This is a genomic window from Streptomyces sp. NPDC020996 (assembly GCF_040641355.1).
Lineage (GTDB): Bacteria > Actinomycetota > Actinomycetes > Streptomycetales > Streptomycetaceae > Streptomyces.
Genome location: NZ_JBFADM010000002.1, coordinates 263,024 through 285,073, shown reverse-complemented (window position 1 = coordinate 285,073; position 22,050 = coordinate 263,024). Strand labels below are relative to the sequence as shown.

Genomic DNA, 22,050 nt, shown 5'->3' with positions numbered 1-22,050 from the left:
TCCCCTCGGAAGGCTCCGCCATGGACCTCAGCCTCTTCTTCTTCGCGGACAGCCCGGCCCAGCCCGTCGAAAGCGGCGGCTGCTACGACCTGCTCCTGCGCAGCGCGGCCTTCGCGGACCAGCACGGCTTCGCCGCCGTATGGACCCCGGAGCGCCACTTCCACGCCTTCGGCGGGCAGTACCCCAACCCCGCCGTCGTGGGCGCGGCGCTGGCCACCGTCACCCGCCGGGTGGAGATCCGCGCCGGAAGCGTAGTCGCACCGCTGCACCATGCCGCGCGGATCGCCGAGGAGTGGGCGGTGGTGGACAACCTCTCCGGCGGCCGGGCGGGGATATCCTTCGCCTCCGGCTGGCATCCGGTGGACTTCACGCTGCGGCCGGAGGCGTACCAGGAGCGCAAGGCGCTCATGGTCGAGGCGGTGGCGACGGTCCGGGCGCTGTGGCGCGGCGAGGCCGTGGCACTGCCCGGCCCCGACGGCGGGGCGCACGAGGTCCGCACCTACCCGCGCCCGGTGCGGCCGGAGCTGCCGGTGTGGATCACGGCGGCCGGTTCCCCGGACACCTTCCGCCTGGCCGGGCGGCTCGGCGCGGGCCTGCTCACCCACATGCTCAGCCAGGACCACGCGGCCCTGGCCCGCAACGTGACCGCGTACCGCGAGGAGCTGACTGCCTGTCACGGGCCCGAGGCGCGGGGGCACGTGGCCGTCATGGTGCACAGCCTGACCGGCGCCTCGCGCGAGTCCGTGCGCGCGCTGGTGCGCACACCGCTGCGGGAGTACCTGCGCAGTTCCCTCGATCTCATCCTCGGCTCCTCCGCGGGCCCGGCCGCGGGCGGCGGAGCACCGCTGCGCCTGTCCGCACGCAACGAGGAGTTCCTGCTCGACAGCGCCTTCGAACGCTACTTCGACACGGCCGGACTCTTCGGCACGGTCGACAACGGGGTGGCCGCCGCGCGGGCCCTGGCGGAGGCGGGCGTCGACGAGGTCGCCTGCCTGATCGACTTCGGCGTCCCGGCCGCGGACGTGCTGGCCGCCCTGCCGGGCCTGGCCGAGGTCCGCGACCGCCTGGCCGCCGCCGTCACGGCGCAGACCCGGGCCTGACCGGCACGGGCCGCTCCCGGAGGGCCTCGGCGAAGCGCCCGACGGCGGCGGTCCGCCACTGCCGCGCGCCCCGGGCCGAGGCGTGGCACGGGCCGAGCACGGCGTCCGGGCGCGCCGCGAAGGCGGACTGCGGCAGGAGCAGGCCGGGGACGACGCGGTGTGCGCCGAGCGCCATCGGGACCGGGCGCAGCGGACGGCCGCCCCGCCGCCATGGCCGCACGAGGCGGGCCCCCGGTCGGCGCCGGGGGCCCGCAGGCGGTCAGCGGCTCGGGTCGGGTCCGGTCGATCAGACCGAGCCGCCGGAGGAACAGGTCGCCTTCGCCGCACCGGCGTCGGGGACCTTGCCGCCGCCTATCCTCCCAGCGCGGTGAGCACCGCCTGGTACGCCGGCTTCTTGTTGCCGGAGCCGTCGAACAGCAGGGGGTTCTCGCCGCTGCGCCAGGAGTCGCTGTCGCGGATGCCCCAGACGGTGATGCCGTTGCAGCGCGGGACGTTCATACAGGCCCTGACCGTGTTCGCGTACGCGGTCGACGATGCCTGCGCGATGTCCAGCTCGGTGATCTGCACGTCCACCCCGAGGGCGGCGAAGTTGGCCAGCGTCGTCTGGAACGTGGAGGGCGGTCCGCCGGTGCCGAAGTGGGACTGGAAGCCCACGCAGTCGATGGGCACGCCCCGGGCCTTGAAGTCGCGCACCATGCGGTAGACGCCCTGGGTCTTCGCGGCGTTCCAGTCCTCGATGTTGTAGTCGTTGTAGCAGAGCTTGGCCGACGGGTCGGCCGTGCGGGCGGTGCGGAACGCCTGCTCGATGAAGCCGTCGCCCAGCAGGTTCTGGAACACCGAGGAGCGGTGCTGGCCGCTGCCGCCGTCGGCGAACGCCTCGTTGACCACGTCCCAGGAGTGGATGCGGCCCTTGTAGTGGTTCATCACGGTGGTGATGTGGTTGTCCATCACGCTGCGCAGCGTGCCCGCGTCCGTGATGGAGCTGACCCAGCCGGGGAGTTGGGAGTGCCAGACCAGCGTGTGGCCGCGTACGCGCTGACCGTGGGACGCGGCTCGGTTGACGATCTGGTCCGCGGGGCCGAAGTTGAACGAGCCGCGGGACCGCTCGGTGGTGTCCCACTTCATCTCGTTCTCGGGCGTGACGGAGTTGAACTCGCGGTCCAGGATCGAGGTGTAGGTGCCGTCGCCGAGCCGGCCGGCGGCCACGGCGGCCCCGAAGTACCGCCCCGTCTGGGCCGCTTGGGCGCCCAGAGTGGAGGCCTTGATCGTGTCGGCCTGGGCTGCGCCGGGTAAGCCCGTCGCGGTGCCGGGCGCCACCGTCACCAGGGCGGTCGCGGCCAGCAGGCCCAGGACCGGGGCTCGGCGACGGCCCAGGCGTTCGAGCGGGTTCATGCTTCTCCTCGTACGGTCGGGTGCGGGTGGGGGGTTGGCCGGGGGCGACCCGGAGATACCGGGTTGCCACGGCCATGACACGTTCGTAATCCCGAACAAGGATCGATTGATCGAGCAACCAGGATGATAGGGAGCCGGCGAACGGCGTCAATACCTCTCGCATGATTCGCGCTTCACGCCGAAACATTCGAGGCAATTGCGGGCGGATCACGGGCGGGATAGCCGCCGGTGTTGACACGAACCGTCGTCTCTCTAGTATCCGTGGCACCCCGGATTTCCGAACGACGTCCGAAATTTCGGATCCCTATTCCCGGAAAGAGGAGCTCCAGGTGCCCAGACGATCAGGTGGACGGCTGCTCCGCCTCCTCGCGACCGCCGTGCTGACGGTCACCGCGTCCGTGACGGCCTCCGCCCACTCCACCGCCACGGCCGCGCCGGGCAGCCCCGCGCTCACCCCGCCGCTGGGCTGGAACAGCTGGAACAGCTTCGGGTGCGGGATCACCGAGGCCCAGGTGCGCCAGGCCGCCGACGCGATGGTGTCCTCGGGCATGCGGGACGCCGGCTACCGGTACGTCGTGGTCGACGACTGCTGGTTCGACCCGCAGCGCGACGCGGCGGGCAACCTGCGGGCCGATCCGGCCAAGTTCCCGAGCGGGATGAAGGCGCTCGGGGACTACATCCACGGCAAGGGACTGAAGTTCGGCATCTACCAGGTGCCGAACGAGCGCACCTGCGCGCAGGCCACCGGCGGCTACCCGGGGTCCACCGGCAGCAAGGGCCACGAGACCCAGGACGCCGCCACGTTCGCCTCATGGGGCGTCGACTACCTGAAGTACGACTGGTGTTCCTCCAGCGGCACCCGTGACGAGCAGGTCGCCCGGTTCACGCTCATGCGCGACGCCCTGCGCGCCACCGGGCGGCCGATCGTCTACAGCATCAATCCCAACAGCCTGCACGCCATCACCGGCTCCACCTACAACTGGGGCGAGGTCGCCGACCTGTGGCGGACGACCGAGGACCTGCTCGACATCTGGCAGAACGGCAACACCAACAGCTACCCGATGGGCGTCGGCAACGTCCTGGACGTCACCGCGCCGCTGGCCGCGCAGAACGGCCCGGGGCACTGGAACGACCCCGACATGCTGGTCGTCGGCCGCCCCGGTCTGACGCTGACCGAATCCCGTTCGCACTTCGCCCTGTGGGCGCTGATGGGCGCCCCGCTCATGGCGGGCAACGACATCCGCACCATGTCCGCCGACGTGAGCGCGATCCTGCGCAACTCCCGTCTGCTGGCGGTGGACCAGGACACGCTGGGCGCGGGCGGACGCAGGGTGCGCGACGACGGCGCCACCGAGGTGTTCGCCAAGCCGCTGGCGGACGGCTCGGTCGCGGTGGGCCTGTTCAACCGGGGCGACGGAACCACGACGGTCACCACGACCGCCGCCCAAGTCGGCCTGTCCGGTGGGCCGTTCACCCTCACGGACCTGTGGACCGGCGGCACGTCGAGCACGTCCGGGCAGATCTCCGCGAGCGTCCCCGCGCACGGCGTGGCCGTGTTCCGGGTGACCGGCGGCACCCCGCTGGCCGCCACCACCTCACGTCTGCGGAGCAGCGCGTCCGGCCGCTGCGCGGACGTGGACAACGCCTCGACCGCCGCCGGGGCCACCGTACTGCTCTGGGACTGCCACACGGCCGCCAACCAGCTGTGGACCACGTGGGCGGGTGGCGAGATCCGCGTCTACGGCGACAAGTGCCTGGACGCCTACGACCAGGGCACCACCGACGGCACCCGGGTCATCACCTGGCCCTGCAACGGCCAGGACAACCAGAAGTGGACCCTCGGCTCCGACGGGACGATCCGCAACGTCCACGCCGGGCTGTGCCTCGACGCCGACGGTTCCGGCACCGCTGCCGGAACCCGGCTGGTCCTGTGGACCTGCGACGGCCGGGCCGGCCAGAGGTGGACCCGGGTATGAAGGAAGGGGCCGGCCGAAAGGTCAGGTTCACGGCCGGCCCCGGTCCGGATCGCCGTCAAGCCACCTCGGCGGCCGGGCTCGCGGTGTCCAGCACGTGCTCACCGGGCCCCAGGACGACCGGGGGGCAGCCCGGCAACTCGGCCGTGGCCCGGCAGCCGTCCGGCACGGATATGTGCGCGGTGAGCCCCGTCCCCGTCAGTTCCCAGGCCAGTGACACCGTGCCGTAGGGGGTGTCGTGGCGGGTGCGGGCCCAGGTGATGCCGCCGCCCGGGCGCGGGCGGAGGACGATCTCGCGGTATCCGGGAGCCGTGGCGTCGATGCCGCCGACGACCCGGTGCAGCCAGTCGGCGACGGCGCCCAGGGCGTAGTGGTTGAAGGAGGTCATGCCGCCCGGGTTGAGGCTGCCGTCCGGGCGCATGCTGTCCCACCGCTCCCAGATGGTCGTGGCCCCCATCGTCACCGGGTAGAGCCAGGAGGGGCACTCGGTCTGGGTCAACAGCCGGTAGGCCACGTCGAGATGGCCGGTGTCGGTCAGCGCGTCGCAGATCAGTGGGGTGCCGACGAAGCCGGTGGCGATGCGGGCGTCGTCGGCGAGGACCAGCTCGGCCAGCCGGTCCCCCGCTGCCGCACGCCCGCGCGGGGTGAGCAGCCCGAAGGCGATACCGAGGGCGTAGGCGGTCGGGCTGTCGCTGGTCATGCGGCCGGAGGCGGTGACGTAACGGCGGCGGAAGGCGTCCGCGACCTCGTCGGCCAGCCGGGCGTACCGCTCCGCGTCCTGCCGCTCCCCCAGCTCGGCCGCGGCGAGGGAGAGGTGGCGGGCGGAGTGGGCGAAGTACGCCGTCGCGACGAGGTAGCGGTCGGTGCGGCCGGCCGCCGGGTCGTCGGGCGGGGCGGCGGGGTCGAGCCAGTCGCCCAGCTGGAAGCCGGTGTCCCACAGGCGGCTCGGGCCGGCGAGCCGCTCCACGAGGTCGACCCACGCCTTGGCCATGGGGAGGTGGCGGCGGAGCAGGCCGAGGTCGCCGAAGCGCCGGTAGAGCGTCCAGGGGGTGAGCACCGCCACGTCGCCCCAGGCGGCCCCGGGCTGGATCGGTGTCCACATCGGCTCGCCGGGGATGACGGGCACGTACCAGGGGATCGTTCCGTCCGGCAGCTGTTCCAGGCCGACGTCGGTGAGCCAGGAGTCCAGCATGCCGACACAGTCGTAGAGGAAGCCGGCGGTGGGCGCGAACACCTGGATGTCGCCCGTCCAGCCGAGGCGTTCGTCGCGCTGCGGGCAGTCGGTGGGGATGTCGACGAAGTTGCCGCGCATGCTCCAGACCACGTTCTCGTGCAGGCGGTTGATCATCGGGTCGCTGCACTCGAACCATCCGGTGCGCCGCATGTCGGTGTGGTACACCCGGGCCGTCACCGCCTCCGGGGTCAACTCGCCGGGCCAGCCGGTGATTTCGGCGTACCGGAAGCCGTGCAGGGTGAAGCGGGGTTCCCAGGTGAGGGGCCCCTGCCCGGAGAGGGTCAGGGTGTCCGTCGCGTACGCCTCGCGCAGCGGGCCGGTGGCCAGTTCGCCGTCCTGCAGCACTTCGGCGTGCCGGAGGGTGAGGGTGGTGCCGGCCGGGCCGTCGACGGTGAGGCGCAGCCGGCCGACGAGGTTCTGGCCGAAGTCGAGGAGGTGGCGGCCGTCATCGGTGCGGGTGACGGCCGCGGGCGGGATCTCCTCGGTGCAGCGCACCGGCGGGCCCTGCGGGGCGACCAGGGTGCGCGGGTCGCGTCCGCCCGTGCGTACGGCCTGCCACTCGCCGGTGTCCGCGCGTGCGGGCGTCGCCCAGGCCGGATCGTGGAGCCGGGCGTCGAAGGTCTCACCCTCGTACAGGCCGCTGGTGAGGATCGGCCCGGGTGCCGCGCGCCAGGTTCCGTCGGTGGCGACGACGTGCGTGGTGCCGTCGTCGCAGGTGACCTCCAGTTGGGCGACGAGGGACTGGTCGGTGCCGTAGATGTTGCGGGTGCCGCCGTCGAAGCCGTACTTGCCGCGGTACCAGCCGTCGCCGAGCCAGGCGCCGATGGTGTTCGCGCCCTCGGTGAGGTGGCCGGTGACGTCGTGGGTGCGGTAGCGGAGCCGGTGCGGGTAGACCGTCCAGCCGGGGGCGAGGGCCTCGTCGCCGACGCGGCGGCCGTTGATCTCGACCTCGTACAGGCCGTGGGCGGTGACGTAGAGGCGGGCGCGGGTGACCGGACGGCCGAGGCGGAAGTCCTTGCGGACCCGGGCCGGGCGACGGGCCGCGTGCGGGTCCTCGTCCCAGTCCGCCCCGACGGGGACCGCGGCCCAGTCGGCGGGGTCCAGCAGTCCGGCCTCGACGGCGCTCGGCTCGCTCCAGGCGGACGGCTCGGCGGCGCCCGGGGCCCAGACCCGGACGCGGACGGTGACGCGTTCGCGGGAGGTGAGCGGAGTGCCGGGCCAGGCGACCAGGACCTGGCCGGGGCTTTCCACCCGGCCGGTGCGTTCGGTGCGGCCGGCGCGGTCCAGTTCGAGTTCGTACGCCTCCTGGGCACCGTGGCCGGGAGGCAGTGTCCACGACAGGCGGGGGGCGGGGACGCCGATGCCGAGGCCGTCCGTGAGGTGCTCGAAGGACACCGGGGAGGGCTGAGGGGGGAGCAAGGTGAACCTTTCGTCACGTGCGCGGGAGCGGTGGGCGGGCCGGGGGCCGGATCAGCCCTTGACCGCTCCCGAGGTGAGGCCCTTCATGACCTTCTGGTTGAGGAACAGGTAGATCAGGAGGGTGCCGAAGACGTTGATGCAGATGGCGGCGAAGAGCGGCCCGTACTGGGTGGCGCCGAAATCGCCGGTGAAGTTGAGCAGACCGACCTGGATGGTGCGCAGGTCCTGGTTGTTGGTGAAGGTCAGCGCGATGAGCAGGTCGTTCCAGATGAAGAAGAACTGCACCAGGCCGACGGTCAGCAGGGCGTTGCGGACGAGGGGCACGCTGATGGTCCAGAAGGCGCGCAGGATGCCGGCGCCGTCGATGGTGGCCGCCTCGAACAGCTCGCGGGGAACGGTCCGGTAGTACGTGGCCATCATGAAGACGGTCAGCGGCAGGCCGGTGCCGGTGTAGGTGAGGATCAGCGGCCACAGGGTGCCGGACAGGCCGGTCCGGAAGTAGACGGTGAACAGCGGCAGCAGGATCATCTGCGGCGGCACCATCATGCCCACGAGGAAGACCAGCAGGGTCAGGCTGCGGCCCTTCCAGACCATGATCTGGAGGGCGAATCCGGCCGCCGTGCCCAGCAGCAGCATGAGCGCCAGCGCCGGGACGACCGCCAGCACGCTGTTCTGCACGTACAGGCCGATGTTGCCCGTCGTCCACGCCTCGGCGTAGTTGCCCCACTCCCAGTGCGTCGGCAGGCTCCAGGTGGAGTGGTTGAGGTAGTCGTCGTTGGACTTCAGCGAGGTCAGGAACATCCAGAGCAGCGGGTAGATCTCCACGACCAGCAGCAGTCCGACGACGGCCTTCACCCAGAGCCGGCTTCCCCTGCGGGGACGCCGCCGCCGGGCGTTGCGAAGGGACGGCTCCGGGCCCGGGCGGCTCGCGGGGGTCTGCACAGTGGTGTCGATGGCCATCCTTCTCAGCCCTCCGTGAGGTCGCGCCGCGAGACGCGGTAGACGGCCAGGCTCACCAGCAGGCAGACCACCGTGAGCAGCAGGGCGATGGTGCTGCCGTAGCCGTAGTCGCTGTAGGTGAACGACGTCTGGAACATGTACAGGGTCAGGGGGGTGGTGCCGTTGCCCGGCCCGCCGCCGGTCAGGGCGACGATGGAGTCGAAGACCTTCAGCGTGCCGTTGATGCTGAAGATCAGCGAGGACATCAGCACCGGGAGCGACAGGGGCAGCACGATGTGGCGCACCAGCCTCAGGCCCGTCGCCCCGTCCAGGCGGGCCGATTCGAGGACCTCGTCGGGGATGTCGACCAGGCCGGCGAAGAGCAGCACGGCGTAGAAGCCCATGGACCGCCAGATGTCCATGGCGACCAGGACCCAGAAGGCGTGGCCCGCGCTGCCGAAGAAGTCGACCGATTCCAGGCCGACGGCGTTGAGCAGGGAGTTGACCGGGCCGGTCTGCGGCGCCACCTGGAAGAACTTCTGGAAGAGCAGACCGACGGCGACCGTGGGGAGGACCACGGGGAAGAACACCAGGGTGCGGATGAGCGCCGAGGCCCGCTTGAGGAAGAACACGTACAGCAGCGCCAGCAGGTAGCCGGCGACGACCTGCCCGACGGTGACGACCACGGCGTACTTGAGGGTGAACCACAGGGCGCTGTGGACGGCCGGGTCGTCCAGCAGGCGGGAGAAGTTGGCGACGCCGTTCCCGGTGAAGCCGTCGATGGTGTTGCCCTTGGTGAAGGAGTAGCCGAGCGACCACACCATGGGCACGAGCATGATCAGTGAGTAGACGAGGAGGGCGGGACCGAGCAGGAGGGCGACGGCCCTGCGGTCACCGAGTACGCGGTGCATGGGAGGGGTCCACTTTCCGTTGAAGAGCAGGGGGCGGAGCGCACGGCATGTGTCAGGAGGGCCGCGCGGACCGCCCCCGGCCCGGCTACTGGCCGGCCAGAGCGTCCTGAACGGTCTGCATGAACTGCTTCGGGCTCATGCTGCCGCTGACCAGGCTCGCCGCGTTGGTCTGGCTGACGGTGGTGGCCTTGGTGCTGAACAGGGCCTCGAACCAGAGCACGTTCTGCTTCGAGGTGCTGATGGTGTCGCGGACCTGGGTGGTGACCGCGTTGGCGTCCTTGACCTCGGTGTTGACCTTGAAGCCGGAGATGGACCCGTGGTCCTTCAGGGCGGTGCCGCCGTAGTTCCGGGCGATGCAGCCGACCCAGTCCCCGGTCTTCTTGTCGAAGGACTTGGCGCCGAGGGTGATGCCGAGGCCGACGTTGGAGGGGTACTGGCCGACGGAGCCCTTGCCGCCCGCCACGGCCGGGAACGGCATGAAGCCGACGTTGTCCGCGCCGACCTTGTCCTGCTCGGCGTCGGAAATGTTCGCCAGGGCCCAGCTGCCCATGTAGAGCATGGCGGCCTTGCCGGTGAGGAACTGGTTCATCGCGGTGTCGTAGTCGATGGAACCGACGCCCTTGCCGAAGTAGCCCTTCTTGCCGAGCGCCGCCACCTCCTCGGCGGCCTTCACGTACTGCGGGTCGGTCAGCTTCGCCTTGCCGTCGGCCACCTTCTGCAGCGCGTCCGGGCCGAGGCTGCGGTAGAGGTAGCCGCTGATCAGACGGGTCAGCGGCCAGCCCTGCTGGCCGGAGGCGGAGAACGGCTGGATGCCCTTCGCCTTGAGCTTCGCCGCGGCCGCGACGAGTTCGTCCCAGGTGCCCGGCACCTTCAGTCCGTTGTCGGTGAAGATCTTCTTGTTGTAGAAGATGCCCTCGATGTTGTACTCGTACGGCAGCACCTCCAGCTTGCCGCCGTACAGCGCCTTGATCGTGGAGACGGCGGCCGGCTGCAGCTGGTCGTAGACGCCCAGTTCCTTCAGCTTCGCCTCCAGGTCGGCGACCTTGCCCGACTTCGCCAGCTGCTGGGTGAGGGCCGGCGCGTTGCCCGCCGCGAACTGGACCGGCAGGGCGTTCTGGCCGGCCAGCAGCTGCAGCTTCTGGTCCAGGCTCGCTTGGGGAACGGTCTCCACCTTCAGCGGCAGAGCGTCGTTCGCGGTCTTGCACGCGCCCGCCGCCAGGGTGGTCAGGGCGCTCTTGACGGTCGTGTTCTCCGTCACGCTCAGGTAGCTGAACTCCTTGGGCGCGGCCGAGGCGCCGCCGCCGCTGCCGCCGCAGGCGGTGACGAGCAGGGCCAGCGAAGCGGTGCCGGCCACGGCGAGACTCGGGCGCGTGCGGCGGGCACGGGGCATACGAGGGGACACGGAGGACTCCCATGGATCATCGGGGAAGTGTGCGATGGGGACGGGCGCCGGGGGCGCGGAACGGGCCCGGCGGGGCGACGGGGCGCCGTACGGGAGAGTTTGTAAAACGTTCTCTACGGCGAGTGGGCAACACCCTGCACCTCGACCGCGCCTCCGTCAAGACACAGACCGGTAACGCGGGCGTTACCTGCACAGGGCTTGACGAAACCCCGGTGTCGTCCTGTAGACCGTTGCACACACCTCTACGAATCCGGAGTGCTGACGATGGACGGGGCTGCCGCACCCAAGCAGAACAAGCGCGTGACCATCAGCGACGTCGCCCGGCACGCCGGCGTGTCCACGGCCGCGGTCTCCAAGGTGCTGCGCAGCGCCTACGGCGTGAGTCCCGCGATGCGGGAGAAGGTTCAGGCGGCCATCGCCGAGCTGGGCTACCGCCCGCACGCGGCGGCGCGCGGCATGCGCGGCCGGACGTACACGATCGGGGTCCTGCTGGACAACGTCCGCAACGCGTTCTTCGCGGACATCCTCGACGGCGTCCGGGACGAGCTGCGCACCAGCGAGTACACCGTGCTCGTCGGCGCGGCCGGGTTCGAGCCGGACGAACAGGCCCGGACCATCCGGTCCATGGTCGACCGCCAGATGGACGGGCTGATCCTCATCGCTCCCGGCACTCCGCGCGACGAGATCCTCTCCACGGCCGCCTCCACCCCGACCGTGGTCATCGGCCATCACGACGCCGCGGACAGTCACGACTCGGTCGTGGACGCCGACGACATCGGCGCCGGCCTGGTCGTGGACCACCTCGTCTCGCTCGGGCACCGCGACATCGCCCTGGTGTCGGCTCCCGGCACCAGGTCCAACCGCTGGCAGCGCACACCCGAGATCGTGCTGACCGACGGCTACCTCGAGGCGATGCGGCGCCACGGCCTGGCCGACCGGGCGCGGGTGCACCACGCCGCGTACTCCGACGAGGGCGGCTTCAAGGCCGGCATGACCCTGCTGACGGCGGACCGCCCCCCGACAGCGATCATGACCGGCGCCGACGTCGCCGCCCTGGGCATCTACCGCGCCGTCCACGAACTGGGGCTGCGCATCCCGGACGACCTCTCCCTGGTCGGCTACAACAACACCGCGCTGGCCTCGCTCGCCCCCGTCCGGCTCACCAGCGTCGACCAGGCCGGCCACACGATGGGCGCCACCGCGGCACGCCTGCTCATCGAACGCGTCGAGGGCCGCCGCGACCGCGCGGTGCGCAGCACCATGACGCCCCGGCTGGTGGTGCGCGGCAGCACCGCATCACCGCGGTCCGCCGGACCGTGAACCGTCGGCCGCGCGGGAGGGCGGAGGGGCCGGGCCGTGGCGTGCGCCGGCCGCGGGTCGGCGTCGAGGACGTCGTAAGCGAGCCCGGCGCCCGGTCACATCCTCCTGCCGTTCGGCTTCGGTGCCAGTCCGGCCGCGACGAGCTGGGTCCTCATGCGTTTGCGGGCCCGGTGCAGCCGGCTCATCACGGTCCCCTCCGGCACGCCGAGCACCTCGGCGGCCTCCGCGTAGCTCAGCCCGCCGATGTCCACCAGCCGTACGACCTCACGGTGCTTGTCGGGCAGGGCGGCCAGCGCGGCGCCGACCGCCTCCTCGAAGCCCTCGCCGACCACCACGTCCTCCGGTGAGGCCACCGCCCGGGCGGACGGCACGCGGTCGAGGTCGGTGTCCGGGTCGTCGAGGAGGTGTGGCCTGCGGCGGCGGTGCCGGTTGATCTCCACCCGGCGCATGATGGTCAGCAGCCAGGCGCGCGGATGCTCGCCGTCGAACCGGTCGATCGCCCGGTAGGCGCGCAACAGCGTCTCCTGCACCAGGTCGTCGGCGTCCGCGGGCTGCGCGGTCAGCGTCATCGCCACCCGCAGCAGCACCTCCACCTCGGGCAGCACGAACTCCACGAACGCCTCGTCCCGCACCTCAGACGGCTCGGCCACACTGTCTCCCACGGGCTGGTATCCCCCAGGCCAACCTGAGCATTCCACGCGGACAGACACCACGTAACGCGGACGACAGGCGCATACCGGAACCGGGTGCCGCGCGGGCGGTGCCGGTCGCGGGCGGGGGACCGCGAGTGGCCGCGCCGTGTGCGACCGCGCCGCGCGGCCGGTGTCCGGACACGCCACCGGGCCGACGCCCTTGTCCGCACTGCCCCGCCGGCCCCCGGCCGGCCGGGCCACCGGCCGGCGCGGGCGGGCCGGCGCGCCCGGATTCCCGCGACGGTCCGGGTGATCCGGCTGGACGGGTCCGGCAGCGCGGCGGGCCGCACAAAGGTTTTCCCGGCCCTCGGCCGAAAGGGTGAACCGGGTCGGCCCGCCCCATCGGTCGGGCGGCCGCCGGAGTGTGGCGTGCGGATGCGGGCTGTCGGCACAGAACTCGCCGTGCGGGCGTGCGGCAGGGACTCGCCACGCGCCCGCATGCCGCTGCCCGTCCGGCTCTGGCCGTGCCCGGCCACCGGTGCGCGCTCGGCCGGCCCTTCCCCGACGGTCGCGGTCCGGACCCCGCAGTGGACGGCATCGTCACAGCCGACACCGCCTCGGACGGCATCGTCACAGCCGAGACCGCCTCGGACGGCTCCGGCGGGCCACCCGCTCCTGCCGTCCTCACGGGTCTCACACCCCGGTCCTGCGCCTGCGCTGCCCGTCCGCGTCGCTCTGCAGCAGTCCCCCGGCGAACGCGCGCAGCCGCTCGACCGCGTCGGGGTCCGGCTCCGGCCTGCGGGCGAGCGCGTCCTTGATCCTCCGGTAGGTCTCGGCGTCCGGTCCGCAGCGGTGGCAGTCCTCCAGATGGGCCGCCACCCGCCGGGCGGTCTCCTCGTCGGTCTCCCCGTCCAGGTACGCCTGCAGGGCCCGGGCCACCTGCGTGCAGGTGGTCCCGCGGTCGGCGGGTCGTCCGCGCTTCCCCCAGATGCTCACCGCCCACTTCCTTCCGAGTGAAACGTCGGTCCGGTCCTGGTCCCGCACCGGTTCTCCGGCCTGTTCCGGCCCGTTCCGGCCGCACGGTCGACGTCGTCGCCACCCGCGGCGGCGTCGCCCCTGAGCAGCGTTTCGCCCACTTTAGGCGGTTTCCGCCTCGGCGGCCTTTCCGCAGGACGGCACCGGAGCCGGAACGGACCCGTCACGCTCCGTCCGGCTCCGGTGCCGCGTCCGGGGCGGGCGGGCGCAGGCCCCACTCGAAGGCCTTGGCGACCGCCTCGAGCTGGGACCGGACCTCCAGCTTCTCGAGGATTCCGCGCACGTGGGTGCGTACGGTGGCGTAGCTGATGGTCAGACGGTCGGCGATGGCCCGGTTGTCGAGCCCCTGGGTCATGAGGACGAGGATCTCCTCTTCCCGGGCGGTGAGTCTGCCCAGTCGTTCCGCGTGCTGGTCGGAGACACGGGTGGTCTCGCGATGGCGGGCGAGGACCTCCATGAGGGTGCGGGCGGGGATGAGGATCTCGCCCGCGGCCGCCGCGCGGATCGCCGTGGCGATCTCGTCACCGCCCGCCGACTTGAGCAGGTAGCCGCTCGCGCCCGCCTCGGCCGCGGCCAGCAGGGCGGCGTCGCTGGTGTCGGCGCTGAGGAAGACGGCCACGACGGCCGGGTCGCGGGCCCGGATACGGGCCGCGGCCTCGGCGCCGGTGCCGTCGGAGAGCCGGTAGTCGATCAGCACCACCTGCGGGGAGAGCTGCTCCGCCATGGGCACGGCTTCGGCGACGGAGTCGGCCCAGCCGACCACCGTCAGGTCGTCGTACTCGTCGAGCAGGGCCCACAGCCCCTCGGCGACGGCCCGGTGGTCCTCGACCAGCATCACCGTGACGAGGTCGGGCGGAGCCTTCATGGCTGGGTGTCCTCCGGTGCGGAGGCACCGCCCTCCTCCGTCCCGGGCTCCGGGGGCAGTGTCTCCGCGAGCGGAACCCAGAACTCGACCGTGGTGCCCGTCCCCGGCTCGCTCTCCACCCGGCTCCAGCCTCCCGCCATCCGGGCGCGTTCGTGGATGAGGGTGAGGCCGAGATGGCCGGGGCGGGACTCCACTTCGCGCGGGTCGTAGCCCACGCCGTCGTCGACGATCCGCATCAGGCAGCCCTCTTCGACGCCGAGCAGCTGGACGCGCACCATCGTGGCCCGGGCGTGCTTGCGCACGTTCATCAGGGCTTCCTGCGCGGTCCGGTAGATCAGCACCATGGTGTCGACCGGCAGGGTGGCCGCCATCTGGTCCTCGAACTTGTAGTGGGTGCCGGTCTCGGCGCGCATCCGGTCGAGCAGGGTCTTCAGGGCGGTGGCCAGGCTGCCGTGCTCCAGGCTGGAGGGCCGCAGGTCGAAGATGAGCTGCCGCAGGCGGCTCAGCGAGAGTTTCAGGGTCTCGTCCAGCCGCTCCGTCACCTGGAGGTCCTTCGGATCCGTCAGCCGTCTGCGCAACTGCTGCAGGCGCAGCGCGGCCGCGGTGATGACCTGGATGGTGTCGTCGTGGATGTCGGCGGCGATGCGCCTGCGTTCCTCCTCCTGCACGTAGATGAGGTGGCTGAGCAGCGCCTGCCGGTCCCGGTCGGTGCCCTCCAGGAGTTCCAGGCTGCGTTCGAGGACGAACTGGGCGCGCTGCACCTCGGTGATGTCCCGGACGGTCAGCACGGTGAACACGCCTTCGGCGGTGCGCAGCGGGCTGATGCTCACGTCGGCCGGGAACTGCTTGGAGTCATGGCGCCGGCCGACCAGTTCCACGCTGTGCGCCATCGGTTCCTGGCGCGGGCCGACCCAGTCGCGCAGCGAGACGGCCAGCGCCTGGTCGGGCAGCAGTACGTCGATGCGCATGCCCAGCAACTGCTCACGGCCGTAGCCGAACATGGTTTCGACGCGGGGGCTGGCCTGGACGATGCGGCCCGCCGCGTCCACGACCACCATGGCGTCGGGAGACGACTCGACGAGCTGGCGCAGCCGGTCACCGGTCACGCCCGCTTCGCTCAGGTCCGTCACGTACACCACGTGCCGGGGACGGCCGCCGCGCAGCCGGCCGCCGCCGATCCGGGCCGGGAACTCCGAGCCGTCCCGGCGCAGACCCCGTATCGCGGGCGCGAGCTCCGGTCCGCCGGCCGGTCCGGTGACGGGGAGTTCGGGCAGCAGGTCCCGCAGCCGCTTGCCGCGCAGCTCGGCCGTGCTGTAGCCGAACATGTGCCGGGCCGGCGCGTTGGCGAGTTCGATCCGGCCCTGGGCACCGGTGACGAGCACCGCGCAGGGGGCCTGTTCGAGCACGTCCAGGCAGGCCTTCTCCTCGATGCGCACGGGCGCGGTTCCCGCCCCGGGCACCTGCGGCCGGTGGGCGCGCCGCAGGGGTACCAGGCAGGCCTCGGCCAGCTCGACCGGGATGCTGAACTGGTCGCGGGCGGCCCGGCTGACCGCCTCCAGGATCTCCTCCGCGGGCGCGCCCTTGACCAGGTAGCCGACGGCCCCGGAGGCGAGCACGTCGGTCACGGTCTCCCTGTCCGCGTACGCCGACAGGGCCAGGATCCTGGTGTCCGGTGCCCGTTCGTGGAGGGTGCGTATGGTGGCGGGGGCGTCCCCCTTGGGCATGTGCACGTCCAGGACGAGCACCCGCGGTTGCGTCTCGCTCACCGCCGCGACCGTCTGCGCGTGGTCGACGGCCAGCCCCACCATCTCGAAGGCGGGATGGGACCGGACCAGGTCCGCGAGCGCCTCGCGGACCTCGGCGTCGTTGTCGGCCACCATGACGGTGATGCGGTGGCTCATGGCTGCCCGCTCCTTCCGCACACGGTGTCCGACGGGAGGCGGGCGCCGAGCGGGTCGGGCCGGCAGACTTCGAGCGACGGCATGACGGCGGCGACCGGGGCGATCAGGACGTCGTAGTGACCTCCGATCCTGTCGCAGACGGCGATCGCCATCACCGCGTCCCACACCGCGGCCCAGAACGCCCAGTCGTGCCTCTGGTGGTTCAGCGCCGTGTCCAGGGCCGCCCGGCGGGCCGCCGATGCCGCCACGAGGATGCGGTAGCGCTCCTCCTCGGTGGTGGTGCGCCGCACCTCCGCCCACGCCTCCGCGCGGGTCTGGCTGGAGGTCTGCCGCCACAGGGCGGCCACCCGGTCGATCTGCTGCGCCGACAGGTCCTCGATGCGGGTGAGAAACTGCAGGACCCCTCGGGTGTTGGGCCCGAAGACGACACTCATGGTGCTCTCCTTGCGAGTCTGCCGCTCCGCCGGCTCCGGGCCGCTCGTCCAGCCCGCCCGGCCTACTGCCCCTGCCCCTGCTGTCCCTGGTTCTGTCCCTGGTTCTGGCCCTGGTTCTGCTGGCCGCCCCGCTGGGCCGAGTTGACGGACGCCTTGGTCACGCCGCCGCTCTTGCTGCCGACGAGCTTGAAGCTCACGCCTCCCTCGTCCGCCTTGGTGATCTGGTAGGAACCCACGGCCTGCGCCGCGCCCTTGTCGTTGACCTGGAAGGTCGCGATCTTCCTCGCGTCGCCGTTCGGGCCGCCGGTGAAGACGGTCACGTTCTCCCTCGGGGCGAACCCGGTGACGTAGAAGCTCACCGCCGTACCGGCCTTGCCGGAGTACGTGCTCGGCTCGGCGGCCGGCGTGTAGGGCATCACCTGGAAGGCTGAGCGGACCACGGCGCGGGTCCGGTCACCCATCGCGGTGAGGCTCTGCGTGCCCTTCAAACCGAAGGGTACGTCGAAGGCGACGGTTCCGGACCTGCCGTTGGCGTCCGCGTTGGCGGTGAAGGCGGGGATTCCGCCCGCGCTGTTGATGTAGAAGAGGATGCGCTCGTTGGGAGCGAACCCGCTGGCGGAGACGCTGATCCGCTGCCCGGACTTCAGGGCCCAGGGCGACGACTTGATCGTCGGGTACAGGCCCAGGACCTGGAAGGGCGCGCTGGCCGTGGTGTGGCTCTTCCTGCCGACCAGGATCAGCGTGCTGGGACCGGTGGGGGCCACCCCGACCTTGACGTCCGCGCGGCCGATGCCGCCGGATCCGTCAGCGGTCAACGTGGCGTCCGGCCTGCCGCTGGCGCGGCCCCAGTAGACGTCGATGGTCTCGCCGGCCCCGAAACCGCGGACGTTCAGCGACACCGAGTCACCGGGCTTGCCCACCATCTTGCTGGCCTTCACGGAACCGGCCACGCCACCCGCGACGAGCTGGGCCTCGGCCGTCTTCTCGGCGTCACGCTGCTGCGCGACCACGACGGCGCCGCTGCTGACGTTCTCCGGCACGGTGATCTGGGCGTTGATCGACCCCCACTTGTCGGTCTTCGCCGACGCGATGCCCTTGCCCTCGTCCTTCTTGGCCGAGGTCTTCAGGAACAGGTCCACCATGGACCTGGCGTCGAAGCCCGCGCCCTCGACGGTGGCCTTGCCGCCGGGGGTGACCAGGCCGGGGTTGACCACGATGATCGGTCCGGCCTGCCTGGGGACCCGCTGCCCGCCCAGCCTGATCGTCTTCGGCTTCTCGGAGGGCGACTCGAGCTTCTTGGACTCGCTCTTCCCGTGCCCGGACTTTTCTCCGGTGGTGTTGAGCGCTCCGCCGAAACCCCCGCTCTTCGCGACGACCTGGACGAGGGAGCCCACGGCCACCAGCGCCACGGCGATCATCAGGAACTTCTTCCAGGTGAACCGCCTCTTCGTTCCTCCGGGTCCACCGGGGTCCCCGGGGTCCCCGGGATCGCCGGGTCCTCCGGGTCCGCCGGGTCCTTCCGGTTCCACGGGCCATCCGGTCTCTTCGGATCCACCGGATCCGCGAGGTCCTTCCCGTCCTGCGGGCCATCCGCTCCCTCCGGATCCACCGGATCCACCGGATCCGCGAGGTCCTTCCCGTCCTGCGGGCCACCCGCTCCCTCCGGATCCACCGGATCCGCGAGGTCCATCCGGTCCCCAAGGCCACCCACTCCCTCCGGTCCCACCGGATCCGCCAGGGCCATCCGGTCCCCCAGGCCACCCGCTCCCTCCGGATCCACCGGATCCGCCAGGGCCATCCGGTCCCCCAGGCCACCCGCTCCCTCCGGGTGGAACCTGTTCGGTTCCATCGAAGCCCTCCGGCATTCCCTTTTCCCTGTGCTGGAAGTTTTCGGGCATGACGTTCACCTCCTCGGCCCGGGGCTAACCGACCCGGTAGATTTGCAGCTTGATGTCGCCCTGACCGGCCTCCCAGACCTGCCTGGAGTTCTTCAGGGCGGTCAGGATCCAGTTCTCGCGGCCGTCGCCGTTGTTGCCCACCATGGACTGCCGCATCTTGTTGGACATGACGATGTAGTCGATGTTCTGCCACTTCTTGGCGAAGAGCTTGTCGCGCACATCGGGGTCGGACGAGGCGTTCCAGTGGGAATGCGCGTACGGATAGAAGGGAGCGACGTCGTGGAGTTCGCTCCACAGGTCGTCGTCCATGATGATCCGCGCGTCCGCCGGCACGTGCTTGCGTATCCAGGCGACCTGCTGCTCCTGCATGCGCGTCAGGTTCAGCTTCGGCTGGTACTGGTCCGCGATCGCCACCCGTCCCTCGGTGTTGATCGTCAGCAGGTAGTTGGTGACCGGGGCGATCAGCAGTACGGCGCAGGCCAGGGCGGGCAGCGCCACCCGCACCGCCGGACGGAAGCGACGCAGCAGCCGGTCCGTCACCATGCCGATGCAGGCCGCGAACAGCGGGATCAGGGGGACGACGTAGAAGTCCAGCAGCACGCTGCCGCGCACCAGGTAGAAGGTGTACGCGAGGGTGAGCGTGCCGATCACCAGGAAACCCAGGTTCCGCTGCCGGTCCCGGAAGCCCCAGTACAGCACGGCCAGCATGGAGAGCAGGCCGAGGAGCAGGAAGAGCCCGTCCCGGGGGATCCAGCTGTTGTACAGGAAGCTGCCCTGGCCGAGCAGGGACCCCTGGTTGCGGTTGAGCTGCCACCACAGGGTGTAGAGCAGGGACACGTGGTCGGCCGGCGGGTTGTTCAGGTCGAAGTCGAAGCCACTGGGCAGGAGCTCGTTCTTCAGCACGGCGTACAGGACGTAGCCGCTGACCGGGACCGCCATCGCGAACGGCCACAGCGACTTGGCGAACCGCCGCTGCGTGGAACCCGTCACCCTGCGGTGCAGCAGGTACACCAGGGTGGGCACGAAGAAGATCGCGTTCTCCTTGGTGATCAGCGCCATCCCCAGCGCGGTCCCGGCGCCCAGCGCGTGCCGGATCCTCATGTCGCGGCCGAGCAGCAGGTACAGGCTCAGCAGCACCCAGAACATCATGAGGTTGTCCAGCAGGACCTGCCGCTGGTAGTAGACGGCGATCGGCGAGACGTTGTAGAAGAACGCGGTCACCGAGGCGGCCAGGAGGCTGCCGGACAGCCGCCGGACGATCTCGAAGAGAAGCACGATGCCGGCCAGGTGGACCAGCAGCATCAGGACCCGGCCGGTGTTGATCGCGTTGCCGAACGTCTCGAACTGGTTCGGCAGCGGGAAGGCCCAGCCGGCGAGCTGGATCCAGCCGCCGGGCGCGTGGTCGTAGTCGTAGGTGTACGGCGACAGGCTGGTCTGCCGCACCAGCGACCACGCCCGCTGCATGTAGATGCCCTCGTCGGTGAGGTACAGCGGATACTCGAACAGGTGCCAGCCGTGCGTGACGAGCCCCGTGAGCACGGCGGCGCCCAGTGCGAGCTTCCCGCCGGCCCCCAGCGGGGGGAACCGGCCCGGCGTGACGACCGGCTGCTCGGCGGGCCGCCGGGGCGCCGGGGCCTGCCCGGCGGACTGTCCGGTGGTCTGTCCGGTGGTCTGTCCGGTGGTCTGTCCGCTGGTCTGTCCGCTGGTCTGTCCGCTGGATGCGCGTCCCTTGTCGGGGACCACGACCAGCCGGGGCCTCATCGAACCCCGTCCCGGCTCACGCGACATGGGAGTCCGCCTCCGGTGGCTCGGTCCGGTGGGCGCCTACGTGCTGCGTCTTCTCCCAGTCGCTGCGGCCGGCCATCTGGCGCCGCATGGCGCGGATCGCCGCGTAGGCGAGGACGAGCTGGTACGGGTACCAGGCGACGGCCATCTTCACCACGGCCATCGGCGACCCCTTCAGCCCGTGGGCGTCGGTGAACTCGTACAGGCCGACGGCCTGCGTCACGAAGTGCGCCACCAGCATCAGCACGGGCAGCCAGGAGACGAGCGCCACCAGCACCGGGACCTTCAGGAAGAACATCATGCCGAGGGAGACCAGCAGGTACACGCCCAGCAGCGCCTGTCCGTGCGGGAACGCCAGTACGTAGAAGGCGAGCCAGCGCTGTTTGCGGGTGGGCATCTGCTTCCAGGTCCCCTTGCGCAGGGTCTGCATGAACCCCTGGCTCCACCGGGTGCGCTGCCGGACGAAGTGACCGAGCGTCGGCGGGGTCTCCTCCTTGGTGACGTAGCGGTCGTCGTAGACCACGCGTACGCGCTCCCCCGCGACGGACACCCGCAGCCCCAGGTCCGCGTCCTCGGTGAGGTTGCGGTCGTCCCAGCCGCCCAGGCGCACCAGCAGCTCGCGTGCGAAGAAGACCGTGTTGCCGCCGAGCGGGATGGCCCCCTCGAGGGCGTGGTAGTGCAGCCGGCTCTTGAACCAGAAGAAGTACTCCAGGACGTTCAGGGAGGAGTACCAGGTGGACTGGTAGTTCATCAGCTGCACGCCGGCCTGGACGACCCTGACCCGGTCCTGGAGCATCACCGTGTTGACCAGGTTGAAGATCGCGGGATGGATGTCGTCCTCGGCGTCGAAGATGGTCACCACGTCGTGACCCGTCTGCGGCAGGGCCGCGTTGAGGCCGTGGGGCTTGTTGACGGGCTGGTCGTCGAAGACGACGACCCCGACGTTGCGCACGCCCTCCCGGCCGAGTTCGGCGATCTTCTCCTCGGCCATGCCGATCGTTCCGGTGTCGTCCGCCGAGCAGATCACGAAGACCTCCAGCAGGTCGGCCGGATAGTCGGCGCGCACCACCCGCTCGATGGTGGTCTGGATGACGTCCTCTTCGTGCCGGGCCGGCAGCAGCACACTGAAGGACAGCCGGGGCGGCAGGAACTCCTCCGGCGCCCTGGCCCTGTGCTCGGCGTCCTTCTGGTCCCAGGTGTAGAGCATCAGGTACAGGACGTGCGCCGACTGCGCCGTGAGCAGGACGGAGACCGTGACCAGCACGGTGTACAGAACGGAGGTCATCGGGCGCTCCCCCGGCTCCCGTCCCACACCCACAGGGCGCTGGATGCGTAGTTGACGGCGAACGCGGCACCGATGGCGAGCACGTTCGCCGGCATGAGGGGGACTCCGCCGTGCACCAGGATCCACAGCACGAGCACGTTGACCCCGAGCCCGGTGAGCATGGACACGTTGAACTTGCCGAACCTCCTGAGCGACGGCGCCCGCGCGGTGAAGGTCCACCAGTCGTTGAGCAGGTAGTTGTTCACCACGGCGACTTCGACGGCGACGGCCGAGGCCGCGAGGAGCGGCACCCCCAGCAGGCCGTGCAGGACGTACAGCACCGCCGTGTTCACGACCGTGCCCACACCGCCGACCACCGCGAAGCGGAGCATCCGGCTCTTCAGCAGCGCCCTGATCCGAGCGCCCCAGGCCGTGGATGCGACGGATTTCAGGGACAGTTCCGCCTCCGCTCGTGGTTCGTCGGTGTGCACGGGTACCGTCCGGAAACGGTGCATATCGGCTCCTCCAAGCGGGAGACGCCCCGAC

Annotated in this window: 16 protein-coding genes and 1 pseudogene; 3 read left to right on the top strand and 14 right to left on the bottom strand. The window is 71.1% G+C overall.

The features are described from left to right. Nucleotides 1-20: 20 nt before the first annotated feature. Nucleotides 21-1,100 (top strand): MupA/Atu3671 family FMN-dependent luciferase-like monooxygenase, encoded by a 1,080-nt coding sequence (locus AB0G63_RS02675; protein WP_360743051.1) that lies wholly within the window; start codon nt 21-23, stop codon nt 1,098-1,100. Between the two features lie 354 nt (nt 1,101-1,454). Here AB0G63_RS02675 and AB0G63_RS02670 read toward each other — a convergent pair. Continuing rightward, a pseudogene (locus tag AB0G63_RS02670) lies at nt 1,455-2,492 on the bottom strand (endo-1,4-beta-xylanase); the annotation flags it as partial. Nucleotides 2,493-2,821: 329 nt separating this feature from the next. Between AB0G63_RS02670 and AB0G63_RS02665 the strand changes: the two are divergent. Further along, a complete protein-coding gene (locus AB0G63_RS02665) occupies nt 2,822-4,468 on the top strand; it encodes an RICIN domain-containing protein (protein WP_360743048.1) in 1,647 nt (548 codons plus the stop codon). Between the two features lie 55 nt (nt 4,469-4,523). Here the strand turns inward: AB0G63_RS02665 and AB0G63_RS02660 are convergent, their stop codons facing one another. The 4 genes from AB0G63_RS02660 to AB0G63_RS02645 all read right to left on the bottom strand — a co-directional run bounded on the left by AB0G63_RS02660 (nt 4,524) and on the right by AB0G63_RS02645 (nt 10,322). Continuing rightward, nucleotides 4,524-7,094 (bottom strand): family 78 glycoside hydrolase catalytic domain, encoded by a 2,571-nt coding sequence (locus AB0G63_RS02660; RefSeq protein ID WP_360743045.1) that lies wholly within the window; start codon nt 7,092-7,094, stop codon nt 4,524-4,526. A 75-nt stretch (nt 7,095-7,169) separates the two neighbouring features. Then, entirely contained in the window at nt 7,170-7,973 is an 804-nt protein-coding gene (locus tag AB0G63_RS02655; protein WP_360743042.1) for a carbohydrate ABC transporter permease, read from the bottom strand. A 110-nt stretch (nt 7,974-8,083) separates the two neighbouring features. Next, on the bottom strand, nt 8,084-8,968 hold the full coding sequence (locus AB0G63_RS02650; RefSeq protein ID WP_360743039.1) for a sugar ABC transporter permease: 885 nt from the start codon (nt 8,966-8,968) through the stop codon (nt 8,084-8,086). 85 nt (nt 8,969-9,053) lie between these two features. After that, nucleotides 9,054-10,322, bottom strand: coding sequence for an extracellular solute-binding protein (locus AB0G63_RS02645; RefSeq protein WP_360743036.1), 1,269 nt, complete (start codon nt 10,320-10,322; stop codon nt 9,054-9,056). A gap of 312 nt (nt 10,323-10,634) precedes the next feature. Here AB0G63_RS02645 and AB0G63_RS02640 point away from each other — a divergent pair, with 312 nt between their 5' ends. After that, on the top strand, nt 10,635-11,690 hold the full coding sequence (locus tag AB0G63_RS02640; protein WP_360743184.1) for a LacI family DNA-binding transcriptional regulator: 1,056 nt from the start codon (nt 10,635-10,637) through the stop codon (nt 11,688-11,690). 95 nt (nt 11,691-11,785) lie between these two features. On the opposite strand, the gene AB0G63_RS02635 is transcribed toward AB0G63_RS02640, so the two are convergent. The 9 genes from AB0G63_RS02635 to AB0G63_RS02595 all read right to left on the bottom strand — a co-directional run bounded on the left by AB0G63_RS02635 (nt 11,786) and on the right by AB0G63_RS02595 (nt 22,019). Next, on the bottom strand, nt 11,786-12,340 hold the full coding sequence (locus AB0G63_RS02635) for an RNA polymerase sigma factor (protein ID WP_360743033.1): 555 nt from the start codon (nt 12,338-12,340) through the stop codon (nt 11,786-11,788). 675 nt (nt 12,341-13,015) lie between these two features. After that, nucleotides 13,016-13,318, bottom strand: a complete 303-nt coding sequence (locus AB0G63_RS02630) for an anti-sigma factor (protein WP_360743030.1) — start codon at nt 13,316-13,318, stop codon at nt 13,016-13,018. A 202-nt stretch (nt 13,319-13,520) separates the two neighbouring features. Then, nucleotides 13,521-14,222, bottom strand: a complete 702-nt coding sequence (locus AB0G63_RS02625; RefSeq protein ID WP_360743027.1) for a response regulator transcription factor — start codon at nt 14,220-14,222, stop codon at nt 13,521-13,523. Then, on the bottom strand, nt 14,219-16,123 hold the full coding sequence (locus AB0G63_RS02620; RefSeq protein ID WP_360743024.1) for a PAS domain S-box protein: 1,905 nt from the start codon (nt 16,121-16,123) through the stop codon (nt 14,219-14,221). The genes AB0G63_RS02625 and AB0G63_RS02620 overlap by 4 nt, the downstream gene beginning before the upstream one ends. Next, on the bottom strand, nt 16,120-16,557 hold the full coding sequence (locus AB0G63_RS02615) for a hypothetical protein (RefSeq protein ID WP_360743021.1): 438 nt from the start codon (nt 16,555-16,557) through the stop codon (nt 16,120-16,122). The genes AB0G63_RS02620 and AB0G63_RS02615 overlap by 4 nt, the downstream gene beginning before the upstream one ends. A gap of 62 nt (nt 16,558-16,619) precedes the next feature. Then, the gene (locus AB0G63_RS02610; RefSeq protein ID WP_360743018.1) at nt 16,620-17,975 is read right to left on the bottom strand and encodes a hypothetical protein; all 1,356 of its coding nucleotides are present in this window, start codon (nt 17,973-17,975) and stop codon (nt 16,620-16,622) included. A gap of 504 nt (nt 17,976-18,479) precedes the next feature. Continuing rightward, the gene (locus tag AB0G63_RS02605) at nt 18,480-20,216 is read right to left on the bottom strand and encodes a glycosyltransferase family 39 protein (RefSeq protein ID WP_360743015.1); all 1,737 of its coding nucleotides are present in this window, start codon (nt 20,214-20,216) and stop codon (nt 18,480-18,482) included. Nucleotides 20,217-20,232: 16 nt separating this feature from the next. Beyond that, the gene (locus tag AB0G63_RS02600) at nt 20,233-21,525 is read right to left on the bottom strand and encodes a glycosyltransferase (protein WP_360743012.1); all 1,293 of its coding nucleotides are present in this window, start codon (nt 21,523-21,525) and stop codon (nt 20,233-20,235) included. After that, entirely contained in the window at nt 21,522-22,019 is a 498-nt protein-coding gene (locus tag AB0G63_RS02595; RefSeq protein WP_360743009.1) for a GtrA family protein, read from the bottom strand. The genes AB0G63_RS02600 and AB0G63_RS02595 overlap by 4 nt, the downstream gene beginning before the upstream one ends. Nucleotides 22,020-22,050 lie beyond the last annotated feature (31 nt).

Bases quoted from the DNA above. Each gene is read 5' to 3' on its own strand.
- AB0G63_RS02625 (WP_360743027.1), bottom strand. From the start codon at position 14,222: ATGAAGGCTCCGCCCGACCTCGTCACGGTGATGCTGGTCGAGGACCAC.
- AB0G63_RS02595 (WP_360743009.1), bottom strand. From the start codon at position 22,019: ATGCACCGTTTCCGGACGGTACCCGTGCACACCGACGAACCACGAGCG.
- AB0G63_RS02620 (WP_360743024.1), bottom strand. From the start codon at position 16,123: ATGAGCCACCGCATCACCGTCATGGTGGCCGACAACGACGCCGAGGTC.
- AB0G63_RS02605 (WP_360743015.1), bottom strand. From the start codon at position 20,216: ATGAGGCCCCGGCTGGTCGTGGTCCCCGACAAGGGACGCGCATCCAGC.
- AB0G63_RS02675 (WP_360743051.1), top strand. From the start codon at position 21: ATGGACCTCAGCCTCTTCTTCTTCGCGGACAGCCCGGCCCAGCCCGTC.
- AB0G63_RS02650 (WP_360743039.1), bottom strand. From the start codon at position 8,968: ATGCACCGCGTACTCGGTGACCGCAGGGCCGTCGCCCTCCTGCTCGGT.
- AB0G63_RS02610 (WP_360743018.1), bottom strand. From the start codon at position 17,975: ATGATCGCCGTGGCGCTGGTGGCCGTGGGCTCCCTCGTCCAGGTCGTC.
- AB0G63_RS02600 (WP_360743012.1), bottom strand. From the start codon at position 21,525: ATGACCTCCGTTCTGTACACCGTGCTGGTCACGGTCTCCGTCCTGCTC.
- AB0G63_RS02615 (WP_360743021.1), bottom strand. From the start codon at position 16,557: ATGAGTGTCGTCTTCGGGCCCAACACCCGAGGGGTCCTGCAGTTTCTC.
- AB0G63_RS02640 (WP_360743184.1), top strand. From the start codon at position 10,635: ATGGACGGGGCTGCCGCACCCAAGCAGAACAAGCGCGTGACCATCAGC.